General features: G+C 58.5%; 19 protein-coding genes. 9 read left to right on the forward strand and 10 right to left on the reverse strand.

Going from position 1 to position 15,700, the window contains the following annotated elements:
• Positions 1-14: 14 nt before the first annotated feature.
• The gene (gene cbiB / locus PEL8287_RS00565) at positions 15-917 is read right to left on the reverse strand and encodes an adenosylcobinamide-phosphate synthase CbiB (protein ID WP_085890419.1); all 903 of its coding nucleotides are present in this window, start codon (positions 915-917) and stop codon (positions 15-17) included.
• Positions 918-990: 73 nt separating this feature from the next.
• Complete coding sequence (locus PEL8287_RS00570; protein WP_085890420.1) at positions 991-1,368, reverse strand: DUF1636 family protein; 378 nt, start codon at positions 1,366-1,368, stop codon at positions 991-993.
• A 168-nt stretch (positions 1,369-1,536) separates the two neighbouring features.
• On the opposite strand from PEL8287_RS00570, the gene PEL8287_RS00575 reads away from it, so the two are divergent.
• Positions 1,537-1,899, forward strand: coding sequence for a response regulator transcription factor (locus tag PEL8287_RS00575; protein WP_085890421.1), 363 nt, complete (start codon positions 1,537-1,539; stop codon positions 1,897-1,899).
• 68 nt (positions 1,900-1,967) lie between these two features.
• On the opposite strand, the gene PEL8287_RS00580 is transcribed toward PEL8287_RS00575, so the two are convergent.
• The 6 genes from PEL8287_RS00580 to gap all read right to left on the reverse strand — a co-directional run bounded on the left by PEL8287_RS00580 (position 1,968) and on the right by gap (position 6,151).
• On the reverse strand, positions 1,968-3,179 hold the full coding sequence (locus PEL8287_RS00580; protein WP_085890422.1) for a bifunctional alpha/beta hydrolase/OsmC family protein: 1,212 nt from the start codon (positions 3,177-3,179) through the stop codon (positions 1,968-1,970).
• A gap of 158 nt (positions 3,180-3,337) precedes the next feature.
• On the reverse strand, positions 3,338-3,481 hold the full coding sequence (locus PEL8287_RS19900) for a hypothetical protein (RefSeq protein WP_176228521.1): 144 nt from the start codon (positions 3,479-3,481) through the stop codon (positions 3,338-3,340).
• A gap of 59 nt (positions 3,482-3,540) precedes the next feature.
• Entirely contained in the window at positions 3,541-4,074 is a 534-nt protein-coding gene (locus PEL8287_RS00585) for a helix-turn-helix transcriptional regulator (RefSeq protein ID WP_085890423.1), read from the reverse strand.
• A complete protein-coding gene (locus PEL8287_RS00590; RefSeq protein WP_085890424.1) occupies positions 4,071-4,610 on the reverse strand; it encodes a cytochrome b/b6 domain-containing protein in 540 nt (179 codons plus the stop codon). The genes PEL8287_RS00585 and PEL8287_RS00590 overlap by 4 nt, the downstream gene beginning before the upstream one ends.
• Before the next feature lie 68 nt (positions 4,611-4,678).
• Entirely contained in the window at positions 4,679-4,942 is a 264-nt protein-coding gene (locus PEL8287_RS00595) for a PepSY domain-containing protein (protein ID WP_085890425.1), read from the reverse strand.
• A gap of 207 nt (positions 4,943-5,149) precedes the next feature.
• Positions 5,150-6,151: a type I glyceraldehyde-3-phosphate dehydrogenase gene (gene gap, locus PEL8287_RS00600; RefSeq protein ID WP_085890426.1), complete on the reverse strand. Its 1,002-nt coding sequence runs from the start codon at positions 6,149-6,151 to the stop codon at positions 5,150-5,152.
• Between the two features lie 265 nt (positions 6,152-6,416).
• Between gap and PEL8287_RS00605 the strand changes: the two genes are divergently transcribed.
• Positions 6,417-8,387 (forward strand): hypothetical protein, encoded by a 1,971-nt coding sequence (locus tag PEL8287_RS00605; RefSeq protein WP_085890427.1) that lies wholly within the window; start codon positions 6,417-6,419, stop codon positions 8,385-8,387.
• Positions 8,384-8,986 (forward strand): hypothetical protein, encoded by a 603-nt coding sequence (locus tag PEL8287_RS00610; RefSeq protein WP_085890428.1) that lies wholly within the window; start codon positions 8,384-8,386, stop codon positions 8,984-8,986. Before PEL8287_RS00605 ends, PEL8287_RS00610 begins: the two co-directional genes overlap by 4 nt.
• A 37-nt stretch (positions 8,987-9,023) precedes the next feature.
• Here PEL8287_RS00610 and tkt read toward each other — a convergent pair whose 3' ends face one another.
• Positions 9,024-11,042, reverse strand: a complete 2,019-nt coding sequence (gene tkt / locus PEL8287_RS00615) for a transketolase (RefSeq protein WP_085890429.1) — start codon at positions 11,040-11,042, stop codon at positions 9,024-9,026.
• 186 nt (positions 11,043-11,228) lie between these two features.
• Here tkt and PEL8287_RS00620 point away from each other — a divergent pair, with 186 nt between their 5' ends.
• From PEL8287_RS00620 to PEL8287_RS00630, 3 genes are all read left to right on the forward strand, one after another.
• Positions 11,229-11,738 (forward strand): hypothetical protein, encoded by a 510-nt coding sequence (locus PEL8287_RS00620; RefSeq protein WP_085890430.1) that lies wholly within the window; start codon positions 11,229-11,231, stop codon positions 11,736-11,738.
• A complete protein-coding gene (locus tag PEL8287_RS00625; RefSeq protein ID WP_085890431.1) occupies positions 11,738-12,133 on the forward strand; it encodes a cell division protein ZapA in 396 nt (131 codons plus the stop codon). Before PEL8287_RS00620 ends, PEL8287_RS00625 begins: the two co-directional genes overlap by 1 nt.
• A 123-nt stretch (positions 12,134-12,256) precedes the next feature.
• A complete protein-coding gene (locus PEL8287_RS00630; RefSeq protein WP_085890934.1) occupies positions 12,257-12,676 on the forward strand; it encodes a DUF1499 domain-containing protein in 420 nt (139 codons plus the stop codon).
• On the opposite strand, the gene PEL8287_RS00635 is transcribed toward PEL8287_RS00630, so the two are convergent.
• The gene (locus PEL8287_RS00635; protein WP_370737909.1) at positions 12,611-12,883 is read right to left on the reverse strand and encodes a hypothetical protein; all 273 of its coding nucleotides are present in this window, start codon (positions 12,881-12,883) and stop codon (positions 12,611-12,613) included. The genes PEL8287_RS00630 and PEL8287_RS00635 overlap by 66 nt on opposite strands.
• A gap of 76 nt (positions 12,884-12,959) precedes the next feature.
• Here PEL8287_RS00635 and prfA point away from each other — a divergent pair, with 76 nt between their 5' ends.
• The 3 genes from prfA to PEL8287_RS00650 all read left to right on the forward strand — a co-directional run bounded on the left by prfA (position 12,960) and on the right by PEL8287_RS00650 (position 15,639).
• Positions 12,960-14,009, forward strand: a complete 1,050-nt coding sequence (gene prfA, locus PEL8287_RS00640; protein ID WP_085890433.1) for a peptide chain release factor 1 — start codon at positions 12,960-12,962, stop codon at positions 14,007-14,009.
• Positions 14,006-14,824, forward strand: coding sequence for a peptide chain release factor N(5)-glutamine methyltransferase (gene prmC, locus PEL8287_RS00645; protein ID WP_085890434.1), 819 nt, complete (start codon positions 14,006-14,008; stop codon positions 14,822-14,824). Before prfA ends, prmC begins: the two co-directional genes overlap by 4 nt.
• A gap of 227 nt (positions 14,825-15,051) precedes the next feature.
• Positions 15,052-15,639 (forward strand): DUF4167 domain-containing protein, encoded by a 588-nt coding sequence (locus tag PEL8287_RS00650; protein WP_085890435.1) that lies wholly within the window; start codon positions 15,052-15,054, stop codon positions 15,637-15,639.
• Positions 15,640-15,700: the final 61 nt, after the last annotated feature.

Raw genomic sequence — 15,700 nt, forward strand, 5'->3', positions numbered from 1 at the left:
GGTTACGGTTCGCATCAGCCCAAGACAACCGCGATGGCAACAACCAGCCCAAGCGCGGCGGCCCAGGTGCGCCAAAGTGCGTCGCAGGCGGCGTCGATCTCGGACGGCCCTATCGTTGTCTTTCCGGCCGCATTGACGAAAGGAAAATCGCGCATCTCCCCGTCATAGGATCTTGGCCCGGCCAACGCCACATCCAGCGCGCGTGCCATCGCCGCTTCGGGCCAGCCGGCATTGGGCGAGCGGTGCATCGGCGCCTCGCGCTTAATCTCGACCCATCTGTGCCACAGCCCGTGTGTGGCCACGATCAGCAGAGCCGTAAGTCGCGCAGGCACCATATTCAGCAGGTCGTCAAACCTTGCCGCAGCCCAGCCGAATGCCTCATAACGTGCGTTGCGATAGCCGATCATGCTGTCAGCAGTGTTGGTGATTTTATACAGCAGCAGCCCCGGCAGGCCCGCAACGGCGAACCAGAAAACCGGGGCGATCACCCCGTCGCTCAGGTTTTCAGCGGCCGATTCAATCGCCCCTCGCGCCACAGCCGGGCCATCCATTGTCTTGGTGTCGCGGCCCACGATCATGGCCACCGCGCGTCGCCCGTCAGCCAGTGACAGGCGTAACGCATCTGCCACCGCGCGCACGTGGTTCACCAAAGATCTCTGTGCCAGCAGAACGGCGACCACCAGAACCTGCACCATCCCGCCAAGGGTTTGCAGGATCAGCCCCAGCAGTACGGCACCACAGCCCAGCAGGAACATCGCCGCCACCCCCTTGGCGCGCCGCGTCGTGCCGTGGTTCAGCTTCTGGTCCAGCCAGCCTACTGCGCGTCCCATCACAACGGCCGGATGCGGCACCCGGTCCCACAGCCACTTCGGCTCGCCCAGAACAGCGTCCAGCAGCATTCCGAACGCCAAAATCACAACGTCGCCTCCGGACGGTTGTGCCCGGTGGCCGCACTCAAACCGCCGCCATGATTTCGGCTATTGGTCATGATTAGCTTTCGTCACTTTCGGGCAGTGGCGGATGGCGGGTGATGAAATGCCCCTTCACGCCTTGCGGCCATTGCCGGAACGGCACCTGTCCGCTGTCTGATTGTGCATGCATCTCGGCATAGTCCACAATCGCCGCGGCCGCCTCGGCGCCTGGTTCGAAGTTGCCCAGCGTATAGGTCAGCTTGCCTGCCGCCTGAATGGCAACGTTGCAGCCATGCTTGCAGCCCATCAGGCACGACACCCGCCGGGTTTTCACGTCGCGCCCCTGTGCGTGCTGTTCGACCAGTTCGGCCATATCCTCGCCATGGGGACGGCTATGATGCGCCTCGTTCCAGTCGTCGCGTTTGCAGGTGTCACAAATGGTGATCCAGGTTGTCATAAAGGCTCCACAGGTTAGGACGGCCCTTTCAAGCGGAATTCCGCACAAGAAACAAGCGTCCAGCACGCAAAACGCTCTCGGAAAAAGGATGTTAACGATTTGTTAACACTTCGGGCCAATCAAAGTAGATGTATATTGCGTAAACCATTTACCTTCGTGACGGTGCCTATGAAAGTTCTGATTGTTGAAAGCGAACCTGCCCTCGGCTGCCTGTGGCAACGCCACATGCAGCGCCAGGGGTTGGAAGTTCAGCTTGAAACCGAGCAGACCGGCGCCATCGCGGCGCTTGAAATACATAGCTTTGACGTCATCGTACTGGACCTGATCCTGAAAACCGGCAGCGCCTTCGCCATCGCCGATCTGGTCAGCTACCGCTACCCGGATACTCAGGTGATCTTTGTCACCAACACGTCTTTTTTCTCGGATGGATCAATCTTTGCACTCAGCGCCAATGCCTGTGCCTACCTGCAATCCGACACCCCGCCCGAAGACCTGACAGCCTTGGTCGAACATTACGGCAATTCGGTCTGAGGGCCGGGGCAGGCCTGGGCGGGAATTACCGATTGCCCCGCTTCCACAACCTGCTGCCCGGTTCTGGTTCATCCCAGTCTGGTATCCACCACCGAACTGCGTTCAAGCGTGCGATGCACCGGGCATTTGTCGGCAATTTCCAGCAATTTCGCACGTTGTTCATCGTCCAGATCACCGGTCAGATGGATCACGCGGATGAACTTGTCCACCTTGGCCTCCGTGTGTGCATCTGCGTCCTGTGCATGCACCTTGTCGTGGCAGACATCCACGCTTATGTGCTCCAGCGGCCATTTTTTGCGCCGCGCATACATCCGGATGGTCATCGAGGTACACGCCCCCAGCCCTGCTGTCAGGAAACCGTAGGGCGACATGCCCCTGTTGGCACCGCCATAGGCCAGCGGTTCATCGGCCAGCACATGATGATCCGGGCCTGAATTGACATCCTGCAAAAATCCGTTTGGATCAGCCTCGCTGACGCGGACAACACCTTCGGGGGCGCCAGGCGGTGGGGCAGGCGGGTTCAGATCCAGATAACGTGTGACCCAAGCGGCAATCACCTGGGCTGCATATTCCGCATCTGAGGGGTCGGTGATCAGGTGATCGGCATCGTCCAGCGTGACAAAGCTTTTGGGATGTTTGGCTACCCGAAAAATCTCGGCTGCGTTCTCGATCCCGACGATCTGATCGCGCGGGGCGTGCAACACCAGCAACGCCCGGTGCAACCCGGCAATCTCTCCTTCCAGTGTTTCGGCCTTGACGTCATCGACAAACCCCTTGCCGATCCGCACAGGCCGTCCACCCAGATTGACCTCGGCCACCCCATCGTTTTCGATCTTGGCCAGCGCATCGCCAAAGTTGTGCGTCACATGCCCAGGGTCAAACGGCGCCCCTATGGTCACCACCGCCTTGACGCTGTCGATCTGACGTGCCGCCCCCAGTACGGCCGCCCCGCCCAATGAATGCCCGATTAGCAACGAAGGCGCCATGCCACGCCCGTCCAGGGCCTCGGCGGCCAACACAAGATCGCGGATATTCGACGTGAACGAAGTGTTTTCAAACTCACCCTTCGAATGCCCCAGCCCGGTGAAATCGAACCGCATAACCGCAATGCCGGCCCCCGCCAGCCGGGCCGAGATACGTTTCGCCGCCGGAATATCCTTGGAACAGGTAAAACAATGCGCAAAAAGCGCCGTTGCCAGATGTGGCCCGGCGGGCATATCCAGACGCGCGGCCAGTTCATGACCGGCATGGCCGGTAAAAGTGATACGTTCGGTGGCCATGACGGCTCCTTTCGACGGTGTTGCCTACAGGGTAAGAAAGCCGGTGACCAAGTGCCACCCCTGTGACAACTGCGTAACGGTAAGGTGAGGTGCCCGAAATGTTGAAGTTGTTCTCCGGGTTTGGCCTTAACCCAGCCTCAGGTTTACGGCGAAACCATTTAGCGCCAGAATGCCATCCATTCGATGAGGTCTGCCAGTTTTCGGCTAAGAAACAGCAGCGCCAAGCCGTCGTTCATAAGCTGGTCCAAGACCAGTGCGCTAAGAATAATCGCACCCAGGGCCAGGGCAATCTTGTTGGTCATGATCGGGCACACTCCGTCAACCTAAACGCGCGCCTTGATGCCAGAGTGGCCTCTTGCTGTCACGCTTGTTGTTTGACCTCTAAAACATTGTCCTTAACCAGAGGTGTCTCAAACAGATCTTCGATCAGAAGACCGACGAGTGCCCCGCGCCCGGTAACGCCGGCTTTGCGGTATATCCCGTTGAGATGGGATTTTACCGTACCCTCGGCAGAGCCGCGTAGCGCCGCAATTTCAGGGATCGACAGGCCCTTGATGGTAAAGTTTGCCACATCCTGTTCGGCCGGTGTCAGTTTCCAGCGGTCGAAATGGCCCTGAATAATGTCGTGAAACGCGCCCGCTGCCACCGATACCTGACGTTCCAGATGCGACTTGCGCCGCAGCAGGGTCATCAGGTAGCGGGTTTCGAACATTACCGCGGCAATCAGGCACAGGGCGGCCATCGCTTCGATTGCAATATGCAGATTGGCCAAAGCACCTATGCCTTCGGGGCGCGCATCTTCCAGCACATCCCACAGGAAAAAGGTGACGCAGATAGCCTGTATCAGAATCAGTGCAAACAACGCGACAGGTTTGTTTGGATTGGCGTGGATCATCTCACCAGATTTATGTCATCCGGTACCGATTTAACACCTGTTATCATGGCACGTGGCAGGTTAACGCCTGTGCGGCGGCTTTCCCACAAGACGGCGGCGATATGCGCGATGATTGACAGTTCGGCCCAGTGCACGAAAACCTCGTGTGCTTCTTCCACCCATTCGACGCCCCAGAAAATATCTGTTGTCATCAGGTGACCGGTCAGGCCAATCAGCAGCATTGACGCCAGTATATTAAAGATCATCAGCGCCCCAAGCGGGGAATGCCCCAGATGCGTGCGTCTGCGCCGGGTCGCGATATCAGAAATCTGCCCGATGACCTCGGCCTTGCCGGGGGTGAAACTGGTAAATTGTGCACTGTCAGGCCCAACAAAGCCCCAGAGCGTCCGCAGCAGAACAAGGGCGACAATCGCATAGCCCACCCATTCGTGTATCTTGCTGTCATCATCCAGGATAAGAGCGTTTGCGGTAAATCCCGCAACCAATGACCAGTGAAAAACCCGGACCAGCGGATCCCAAATTTTATAGCTTTTCATGTCTATTCTCTATTTTGCGAAAAATTGTGCTGCGCCGGGCCTGCACCCAGGCCCGGCGCATCGGATTATCAATCGTCAGATTTGGTTTTGACGACATTCAGATCCTTGTCGAAATAGATCTCGAACTTTTCACCATCTTTCATGGCATAGGTTTCGTACATGCCGTCTTCGGTTTTGACTTTGCGAACCTCATAACCCTGGTCGGCCAGGTTGGTTTTGATCTGTTCTACGACAGCCGCGTCCGGGGTGCCCGAGATCTCGCTGCTGGTCGCCAGAGTGGTTGTTGCCGTGCCGGCCAGAATAGCGAGCGAAAGAGCGATGATGCGTTTCATGTAGTCATTCCTTTCAGTGGGGGATGCAGCGTCTGATGCTGCAGTGACTGCTACATGAACCTTTCCGAAAACTTACAATATCGGTCAAAGGTTTATCCGTTGCTTTCTGCAACTATGGTTGAGACGGTTTTTGCCGACCGGGCATAAAAAAACCCCGATACCGCCGAGGGTACCGGGGTTGAAATACTATTCAGGGTTGTCGGCGGATTATCGCAGACTTCCCATTGCCACGGCGACATCGGCCATGCGGCACGAGAAACCCCATTCGTTGTCGTACCAGGCCAGTACCCGTACCAGACGGCCACCGATCACCTTGGTCTGCTCGGGCGCGAAGATCGAGCTTTCTTCGGTATGATTGAAATCGATCGAAACCTTGGGCTCGGGGTCATAGCCCAGCACACCTTTCATCGGCCCTGCTGCGGCTTCGGCGACGATCTGATTCACGTCGGCCTCGGTCACATCCTTTTTCGCGATAAAAGTAAGGTCAACCGCCGAGACATTCGCGGTAGGTACCCGGATGGCCGATCCGTCAAGCTTGCCTTTCAGCGCCGGAAGAACCTCACCCAATGCCTTGGCCGCACCGGTCGAGGTAGGGATCATCGACATGGCGGCAGCGCGGGCGCGATACAGATCCTTGTGGCGGCGGTCCAGCGTCGGCTGGTCGCCGGTATAGGCGTGGATCGTTGTCATGATACCCGATTCAATGCCGATGCCTTCGTGTAGAACCTTGGCCACCGGCGCCAGACAGTTGGTGGTGCACGATCCGTTCGAGATCATCCGCTCACCAGCCTGCAGTTCGGCGTCGTTCACGCCAAAAACCACAGTACGGTCGACGTTCTTGCCGGGGGCCGACAGCAGAACCTTGCCGGCGCCACGTTCAAGGTGCTTGCTGGCTTTTTCGCCGTCGTTGAATTTACCGGTACATTCCAGAACCACATCAACACCGGACCAGTCCAGCTCGTCCATGTCATAGGTCGAAAACATCTGCATCGGGCCGCGGCCCAGATCCATCGTACCATCGCCAAGGGTAATCTCGTTGGCGAAACGACCGTGTACGCTGTCATATTTGATCAGGTGGGCGGCGGTTTCCAGCGGGCCGGTCGCGTTGACCTTGACGACCTTGATGTCGCTGCGGCTGCTCTGAGCAATATGGGCAAGGGTGCAACGGCCGATCCGGCCAAAGCCGTTGATACCGACGGTGATGGTCATGGGATGTCTCCTGCGAGCGTGAAGTTGCCTGCGATATAGACCTACGGGCGGTGTGCCGAAAGGTGAAAATCACCAAAACACATGCTGCTAGCGTTAACCGTTATCGCAAAAGGCGGGTTTTTCCCGGGTCACGGGCAGGCTTTGGCACTGTTGCCTGGGTGGACTGGGCCGGGTGGGGCTCTCCTGACTCGGCTGTTTATCGCAAAATGTGCTATGATGCGTGGCATAGTTGAAATAGCCGAAAGGCGTTCGAAGGTAAATAAATATGCGCGAGCGATTACGATACGCGCGATGGGCAATCGTGGTACTGCTATTCTGGCTACCCTCTGTTGTGACGGCACAGGAATTTGTTCCGGCGCAGATACCGGGGTTCTTGACCACACAGGAAAGGGTAAAACAGGCATTGGCGCAGCCGACCACCGAGTCGGGTTTGCTGCAGCTTTTGCGAAGGCTGGTGGTTTGCGTTTCTTCCCGACAACTTTCTGAAAGGCTGGGGGCAAGGGATGTTCGCGTTGTTTTGATCAACCAAAACAATTTGGCCGAAGCAATCCGATTGCGAGAGTGCAATCTGTTCATTTCCGGCGAAGCAGCGCGGCGGCTAAACATCATGTATGCACCCCCGGATGATGTTGGAGACGTTAATGTCCCTCCACCGGAGATTGATAACGAAGGTCCCGTTATCCAATTCCGCCAGAATGAATTTACGGGCACAACCGGCGCGGTGCAGATTCAGGCAGCTATTACCGATCCAAGCGGTGTGGCACGGGCTGTAATTGAAGGGCCTGATGGTGTGCGGCCAATGGCAAACTCATCGGGGCGTGTTTATCAGGTGCAGTTTCCGTTGCCCGGTGACTATTTGCAACAAAGCCTGATCGTGCGGGCGCGCGATGGCCGCGGCAACGAGAGTGAGGCCAAAACGGTTGTTCGCCGTCTGCCCGCATGTGGCAGGAGCGAGGGCGTCAACGTTGATCTTGTAAAACGGGTACAAGAGGATCTGAACGCGCTAGGGCGGGCTGGGGGGCAGGTTGATGGGTTGGCCGGTCCGGGAACATGTCGCGCAATAGCTGAATATGGATTTGGTGAATCGTTTGAGTGGCCCGTGCTGGCGGGGCAACTGGCGCTTGACAGAATTACGCTTGACGCACCTGACCGGGTTGAAGGCCCAGAGGCGCGCATTCCAGTGTCGGTTACGGTAAGCGACCCCCGGCGCACAGGGGCCGTGCGTCGGGTAGAGATGCTGCGCGGCGGACGGGTTGCTGCTTTTCGTGACGTGCAGTCCGGTTTGGCACGTTTTGACGTCGCGTTGAACGAAGGTACACGCGAAATACTGGAATTCCGGGCGGTTGACGCGCGAAACCGCGTGCTTGCCCGGGATAAAACACAGGTTGCCCGCAGTGCCCCTGTTCAACTGAATATCAGTGCCGATGGGTTGTCGGACGGGAGGCTGAGTTCAGAGGAATCAAGTGTCGTTCTGCGGGTTGCGATTTCCGGCCTGGCAGCAGGGCAGGTGGGCTATCGCAGCACGGGTGGGCAGGGCGATGTCGCAGATTTCCGGGGTCGACCGGTAGAATTTGAAGTGGCTATGCCGCTACCGGGCCAAAGCCATACCCTGCAGTTTGTAGCGCTGGACAGCCAACGCAATACGCACGACACGCGCGAGATTATTCTGATGCGTCAGAAGGTGACGATCAGTATCGCACCTGGCCCGGAGCTGGAACTTGATGAGGGCACAGGCCAGCTGAGCGTACTTCTGATCGGGGCACGGGTGGGTACGCGCCTTGAAGTGCAAGGGCCGGATGGCCAGGTGCTGGACCGTGGTCGGCACCGCCCAAACCAGAGCTGGACAGCTCGCGTAAAGATGCCAGAACCCGGCGGGCGTGAAAACGTAGTCGCAGTAGCATTCGACAGTTTTGGGGCTGAATTGGTAAGATCGCAGCCTGTGACGCTTGTCCGTCCGGCGGCGCAGTTACCGACGTGGGTGATCCCCGCTGTTGTTGGATTTATCCTGCTCACAGGTTTGATTTCTGGTCTGGTGTCTGTCGTCCGTAAGGGCTTTCGCCGGCGTCCACCCAAGACACCGACGCCCACAGTGCGGGTGGTTAGTGTACCTGACAGCGCTCCCGAGGTGGAGATTTTGCCAGAACTGGTGCCGTCTTTTACCCTGCGGGTCGAACCCGGAGATCCGGCTGAACCTGAGATCGTATTTGATGAAAAAGAGGATGGAGACGGGTCATGAACGATAACAGAACAGTGGCAAAAAGCATTTCGCCCGTTGAGTTCAGCAATCTTGTCGAAGCCGTAAAATCGGCCCTGACAAAGGGCGATCCGGGTGTTCGTCTGGCAGGTGCCGCACTGGATGGCAGCACGTTGCAAAAAAGTGTTGCCAGCGCGGTGGAAAGCGCATTGTCGATCACCCTGTTCGACGCCCTTTTGAAAGGCTGGTACGGGGCCAAGGCTATTAAAAATCTGATTGGCGAGGATGGCCCCACAGATGACAAACCCCGGGTCGCGGGGCTGGCCAGTCATAAATTGAAGGTTCGCTATGTGCCCGAGATACATCTGAGTATCGGTGATCTGGTTGATCTGCGAAAAGTTTCGATACCGATCACGCTGGAAGTCGAGGCGACGGGTGTGGCCTTGACGGTTGTCAATCGCAAGATAACGGCAGCAACTGCTGGCTATTTGCAGCCCAAGATAACGGTGATGGTCGAGAAAGTGAAACTTGCCGAGACCAAGCTGCAGAGGATTGAACTATCGGGGAATCTGCTGTCCCCGCGTTCTGTCGAGGGTGCAAATCATGCGGCTGGCGCAAATGCGCCCGGCGTCGCAAGCTGACACCGGGCGCTAGGGGGTCTTGGCTAAATATCCGCCGTCAGAGCAGCGATTTGACCTTTGCAGCCACGCCTTCGGCCGTGATGCCGAATTTTTCAAATAGCGTTTCGGCCGGGGCCGAGGCGCCAAAGCCTTCCATCCCGACAAAGCCCGCTCGCGCCTCGCGGCCACGCTCGCCACACAGCCAGCGATCCCAGCCCTGACGCACGGAAGCCTCGACACCGACGCGCACGGCACTGCCGGCGGGCAGGACACGCTTGCGATAGGCTTCGTCCTGCTGCTCGAAAAGCTCCCAGCAGGGCATTGACACAACGCGTGTGCCGATACCTTCGGCGTGCAGCATGTCGCGGGCTTTCATCGCGATTTCCACTTCCGATCCGGTGGCCAGCAGAATTGCTTCGCGCTTGCCCTCGGCCTCAGCCAGAACATAGGCACCCTGTGCGGTGAGGTTCTTGTTCTTATGTTCAAGCCGCAGGGTGGGCAGGCCCTGACGGGTCAACGACAGAACTGATGGGGTTTCCTTTGACATCAGCGCCAGTTCCCAGGCTTCGGCGGTTTCCACCGTGTCGCAGGGCCGGAAAACCCAGGTGTTGGGGGTAGCGCGGGAAATCGCCAGATGTTCCACCGGCTGGTGGGTGGGTCCGTCTTCGCCCAGACCAATGCTGTCATGTGTCATGACAAAGACCGTCGGGATACGCATCAGAGCGGCCAGCCGCATCGACGGGCGGGCATAATCGGTGAAACACATGAAGGTGCCACCATAGGGGCGAATGCCGCCATGCAGCAACATGCCGTTCATGGCTGCGGCCATGCCGTGCTCGCGAATGCCCCAATAGACATAACGGCCCTTGCGGTTGTCCACGTCAAACACTGTCATATCGCCCGACTTGGTATTGTTCGATCCCGTCAGGTCGGCCGAACCGCCTACCGTTTCGGGCATGATCGGGTTGACCACCTCAAGCACCATTTCGCTGGACTTGCGGGTTGCAACTTTTGGGGCCTCTTCGCTGATCTGCTTTTTCAGCGCCTTGATTACGGCGCTCAGCTTTTTCGGTGTTTCGCGGGCAAAGATTCGGTTGAACAGCGCCTGGCGCTGGTCGGACAGCTCGGCAAAACCTGCCTCCCAAGCGGCACGGTCAGCGGCACCACGGCGGCCAATCGCCTCCCATGCGGCCTTGATATCACGGGGCACTTCGAAGGGTCCGCTTGTCCAGCCGTAGGCAGCTTTGGCGGCGGCCATCTGATCTTCGTTGGTCAGCGCGCCGTGACCCTTTGAGGTATCCTGCGCCGCGTGCCCCAACGCGATGTGGGTCTTGCACGCGATCATGGTGGGCTTGCGGGTTTTCTTGGCGGCTGTAATGGCCTCGTCAATCTCGGCCGGGTTGTGACCGTCAATTTCCAGAACCTGCCATCCCGCCGAGCGGAAGCGTTTGATCTGATCGGTCCGATCCGACAGGTCGACCGTGCCGTCGATGGTGATGTTGTTGTTGTCCCAGAACACAATTAGCTTGCCCAGGGCATGGCGGCCCGCAAGGGTTATCGCCTCCTGGCTGACACCCTCCATCAGGCAACCGTCGCCGGCGATCACATAGGTGTGGTGATCAATCAGTTTGCGGCCGAACCGGGCGCGCAGCATTTCTTCGGCCATGGCAAAGCCCACGGCATTGGAAATGCCTTGTCCCAACGGGCCGGTCGTGGTTTCAATGCCTTTGGCGTGGCCATATTCGGGGTGACCTGCTGTTTTCGCACCCCACTGGCGAAAGTTTTTCACCTCTTCCAGCGTCATGTCTTCGTAGCCGGTCAGGTGCAGCAGCGAATAAAGCAGCATCGAACCGTGGCCCGCCGACAGGATAAACCGGTCGCGGTCAGGCCAGTCGGGTGCCTTCGCATCGAATTTCAGATGTTTTTCAAACAACACCGTCGCCACATCGGCCATGCCCATGGGCATGCCGGAATGTCCGGAATTGGCAGCGTGAACCGCATCCAGCGTCAGCGCGCGGATCGCGGCTGCCTTGGACCAGTGTTCGGGATTGGCAGAGCGCAGAGCAGAGATATCCACGGCGGGTCATCCTTTAAAGTGGCAACAGATGCAGGCTGCATATCAGCCCAGCCTCAAAGATCAAGCGCAGCGCGCAGAGTGACTTCAAGGGGGGAGCATTTTCCTGGGCCTTTATGTAGACTTGGGCCAAATCCGCCCAAAAGGCGATTCGTGAAACAGGCAACCAGTAAACGGGGATATGAGGAGATGAGCCAGATAGACGAGCTTCAGCGCCGGATAACGGCGGCTTTGGACCGCATCGGGCAGGGGCTGGATGGGCTATCCACTGCAGCCGGTCCGTCAGCGTCCGAGGACGAAGGCCTCAGGCAGCAACTGGAAGAAGAAACTCTGGCAAACGCCCAATTGCAAGAGCGGGTAAAGGCACTGAAGGAAAAACAGCAGGCGCAGGCCGCGATGGCAGAGCTGGCCCAGTCCGAGCAGGCTGAAGCCCTGCGTAAACTGGATGCCGAACTGCAATCGCTGCGCAAGGCAAACCAGCAGCTGCGCGAAAACAACCAGGCCCTGCGCGACGCCAATGCCGCCGGTGTGGGCGAACCGCATCTGATCAACAAGGCAATGCTGGCCGAACTGGATGGACTGCGCGCGGCACGCGCGGCGGACCGCGCCGAGATTGATGCGGTTCTGGCTGATCTTGGTCAGGCAATCAGCACAGCCGAAGATGGCGGAAACGAAACAGCCGAGGTGGAGGAAGCCTGATGCCCGAAGTACAGATCGAGATTGGCGGACGAAGCTTTGATGTGGCCTGCCAGGCCGGTGAAGAACACTACCTTCAATCGGCCGCCCGAATGCTGAACGAAGAAGCGACGGTTCTGTCGGCCCAGATCGGGCGCATACCGGAAGACCGGATGCTGCTGATGGCCGGGCTGATGCTTGCCGACAAAACGGCAGGGGTTCAGGACAAGCTGCGCGAGATCGAAGACAAAATGGCCGAAAAAGAGGCCGAGCTGGAACAGCTGCGCAATGCGCCACACCCCGAACCCCTGAGAGTCGAGGTGCCGGTTGTCCCCACCGACGTGACCGATGCGCTGGCAGAAATTGCCGCGCGGGCCGAAGCACTGGCTGAAACTGTGGATGGCAAGGTAAGCGGATAGATACCCAAGGGCGCTCCTAAGAAATCACGAAGCTGAAAAGGCTCATCCGGCGTTACTCCTGCCGCACAAGGCACACGCGCAACGGTGCACTTGGCGGCGCCGCAGAAAGGCAAGACCCTGGCGATGAAATGGTTTCTGACGCTTTTGCTGATCATTGTGCTTTTGACTGTTGGTTTGATGGTTGTCGTGCGAATGGCGCCCACCGAAGGGGCGGTCTGGCACCAGATGCCTGCGGCCATTACCAACCGCGACACCACCAGCGGCGCCATGCGTATCACCGGGGCGGGTGACGACGGTCTGGCCCGGCTTGATGCTATTATTCGCCAAACGGCGCGCACCCGACAATTGGCTGGTACGGTGGAAGAGGGGATGATCACCTATGTCACCCGCTCGGCCCTGTTTGGTTTTCCGGATTACACCACCATACGACAGGCCGGACCACAGATCGAAATCTACGGCCGGCTGCGCTTTGGCTATTCAGATATGGGCGTCAACGCCGCCCGCATCGACCGCTGGCTTGAGCTTTTCCGAAAGGGAGGATGAAAGGCACCCATCCGAAATTTCGCGCCACATGGGTACGTTCAACGACATCTGGCACTGCGCCATATAGGCCCTGCCATCTACGCGTATGCAGGTCATTTCGCCCAGTTCCACCCGGCTGCCGTCGCGGTCGGTGCAATAGCATTCCACCGTTTTCCCGCCAATCGTTGCGTCCGCCAGAACTGGGGTTGCGCCCAGAAAAAGGATCACGATCAGTCTCATGGCGCAACGATAGCACAGTCATGCCCCTTGACCAAATCCTAAGGATACGACAGATGCTCAGCCCATGGTGCCTTTGGACAGACTAGAACAGATCACGCAACGCTTTGAATTTCTCGAGGCCAAGATGGCCGACGGGGGCAGCGATTTTGCCAAGCTTGGACGCGAGTATGCCGAGTTGCGCCCGGTGGTTGCCGAAATTCAGGCCTACCGGCAGCTTCTGGCTGATATCGAAACCGCACAGGCGATGCTGAGCGATCCTGAAATGAAGGATCTGGCGCAGGAGGAACTAGTAGAACTGCGCGCGCGCCAACCCGAATTGGAAGCGGCCCTGCAACTGGCCCTGTTGCCCAGGGACAAGGCCGATGCCCGCCCCGCGATCATCGAAATCCGGCCCGGTACGGGAGGGGATGAAGCCGCGCTTTTTGCCGGCGACCTGTTGCGCATGTATCAGCGCTATGCCGAAAACAAGGGCTGGAATTTTGAGATCATCGAATTGAGCGAAAGCGAACTGGGCGGCATCAAAGAGGTTGTTGCCCATGTTAAAGGCACAAACGTCTTTGCCCGGCTCAAGTTCGAATCCGGTGTGCACCGGGTGCAGCGCGTGCCTGAAACCGAAAGCGGCGGGCGTATCCACACGTCAGCGGCCACCGTGGCCGTTCTTCCCGAAGCCGAGGATGTGGACATCCAGATCGACGCGAATGATCTGCGGATCGATACGATGCGCAGTTCGGGCGCGGGGGGGCAGCACGTTAACACAACCGATTCCGCTGTGCGGATTACCCACCTGCCCACCGGCATTGTGGTGACAAGTTCGGAAAAATCCCAGCATCGCAATCGCGAGATTGCCCTGCAGGTGCTGAAGAGCCGGCTGTTTGATCTGGAACGTCAACGTATGGATGACGAACGCTCGGCCAATCGCGCCGCTCAGGTGGGCAGCGGCGACCGTAGCGAACGCATCCGCACTTATAATTTTCCGCAGGGCCGCATGACTGACCACCGCATCAACCTGACGCTATACAAGCTGGATCAGGTGATGCAGGGCGATCTGGATGAGGTGATTGATGCCCTGACAGCAGATGCGCAGGCGACGATGCTGGCGGAGATGGACGGGTGAACGAGACCGAGACCCTTTCCCGTGGCGCAGGCATCCTGGCAGAACATGGCATTACTGACGCCCAAAGAGAGGCGCGCCTACTATTGAGGGCCGCCATCCCGCGCCGCTACGCAGATTACGAGGCCGCGATGGCCGGTGGAATGGAAGAGTCGTTTTTTGACCTTATCAAGCGTCGCTGCGCACGAGAGCCGATGTCGCACCTTCTGGGATATCGGGATTTTTACGAACATCGTTTCAATGTCAGCGGTGATGCGCTTGATCCACGCCCCGAGACGGAAACTTTGGTTATCGCGGCGCTTGAAGGGGCCTTCTCCCGATTGCTTGATCTGGGGACAGGGTCGGGCTGTATTTTGCTCAGCCTTCTTGCTGCGCGGCCAGAGGCAACAGGTGTCGGCACTGACGTGTCGGACGCCGCCTTGCGCGTTGCGCGCTCAAACCTTGCCAGCTTGGAACTTGAAGGCCGTGCCGCGCTGATACAGTCCGACTGGTATGACATGATCGAGGGGTCGTTCGATCTGATCGTCTCGAACCCGCCCTATATCGCGCTGGACGAGATGGAAGGCCTGGCACCGGAACTGTCCTTTGAACCCCGTAAGGCCCTGACTGATGAAGGTGACGGGCTGGGTGCCTATCGCGTGATCGTGCCGGGGGCACCGGCACATCTGAAGCCTGCCGGGCGGCTGATGGTTGAAATTGGCTGGCAGCAGGGCAGGGCGGTGCGTGACATGTTTGCGCAAGCCGGTTTTGACAGGATACGCGTGCTGCCCGACCTTGATGGCCGTGACCGGGTGGTTAGTGGAATCTGGCCCGGGTGACGTGCCGTTTGCAGCCAAACAGGTCACAAAACTAATAAAAACGTTCGTTTCCTCTTGTGTACCGGCAAATCCCATGGTTAGTGTGGTCCGGTCAAGATGGTGGATGCCTTTTGGGCGGTCCCGCTTGACACCAAGCCAATATATGTCCGATCCGGGTAAATTTTTCGGCGCAAGGGGCGCCAATCGGATCACAAGGCAATTTAAGCATAGGGCTGGACAACCAAAACATGAGATCATCCAAGTCACGTTCGCGTAATAAGTCGAACCGCAATAGCAACCGGTCGGTCGGCAATGTCGTAAATCGGGTATTCGACAGCTCGGGCCCCGAGGGCAAGGTGCGCGGTACCCCGCAACAAATTATTGAGAAGTATAATCAGCTGGCACGCGATGCCCAGTTGTCGGGCGACCGTGTTGCCACGGAAAACTTTCAGCAACACGCCGAGCATTATCTGCGCCTGCTGGGCGAGGCCCAGAAAGAACAGGACGCCCGCCGCGAGCAGCAAGAGCGTGAAAACCGCGACCGTCAGGCCGAACGGGATCGGCAGGCCGAACGCGACCGCGAACGTATTCAGCGCCAAGAGCGCGAATCGAATGTCGGTGGCAGCGACCCTTCCGAAGCCCCACAGCCCGACATTTTGGGTACAGATAGTGCTGACAGCGGGTTGGTAGAAACCCCCGAAACTCAGGATCCCCCCCCGCAGAAACGCCCGCGCAAGCCGCGCGCGAAAAAGCCACCTCAGTCGGTCGCGTCCGAAGCGCCCATCGGTGACGAGGCCCCGGCGTCGAAACCCGACGCGCCTGAAGCGGCCGAGTAGCCGTCGCGCATTTTCGGACATGACATCAAAGGCGCGTGGCCACAGGGCCATCTCGCCTTTT

The organism is Roseovarius litorisediminis (assembly GCF_900172295.1).
Classification (GTDB): Bacteria; Pseudomonadota; Alphaproteobacteria; order Rhodobacterales; family Rhodobacteraceae; genus Roseovarius; species Roseovarius litorisediminis.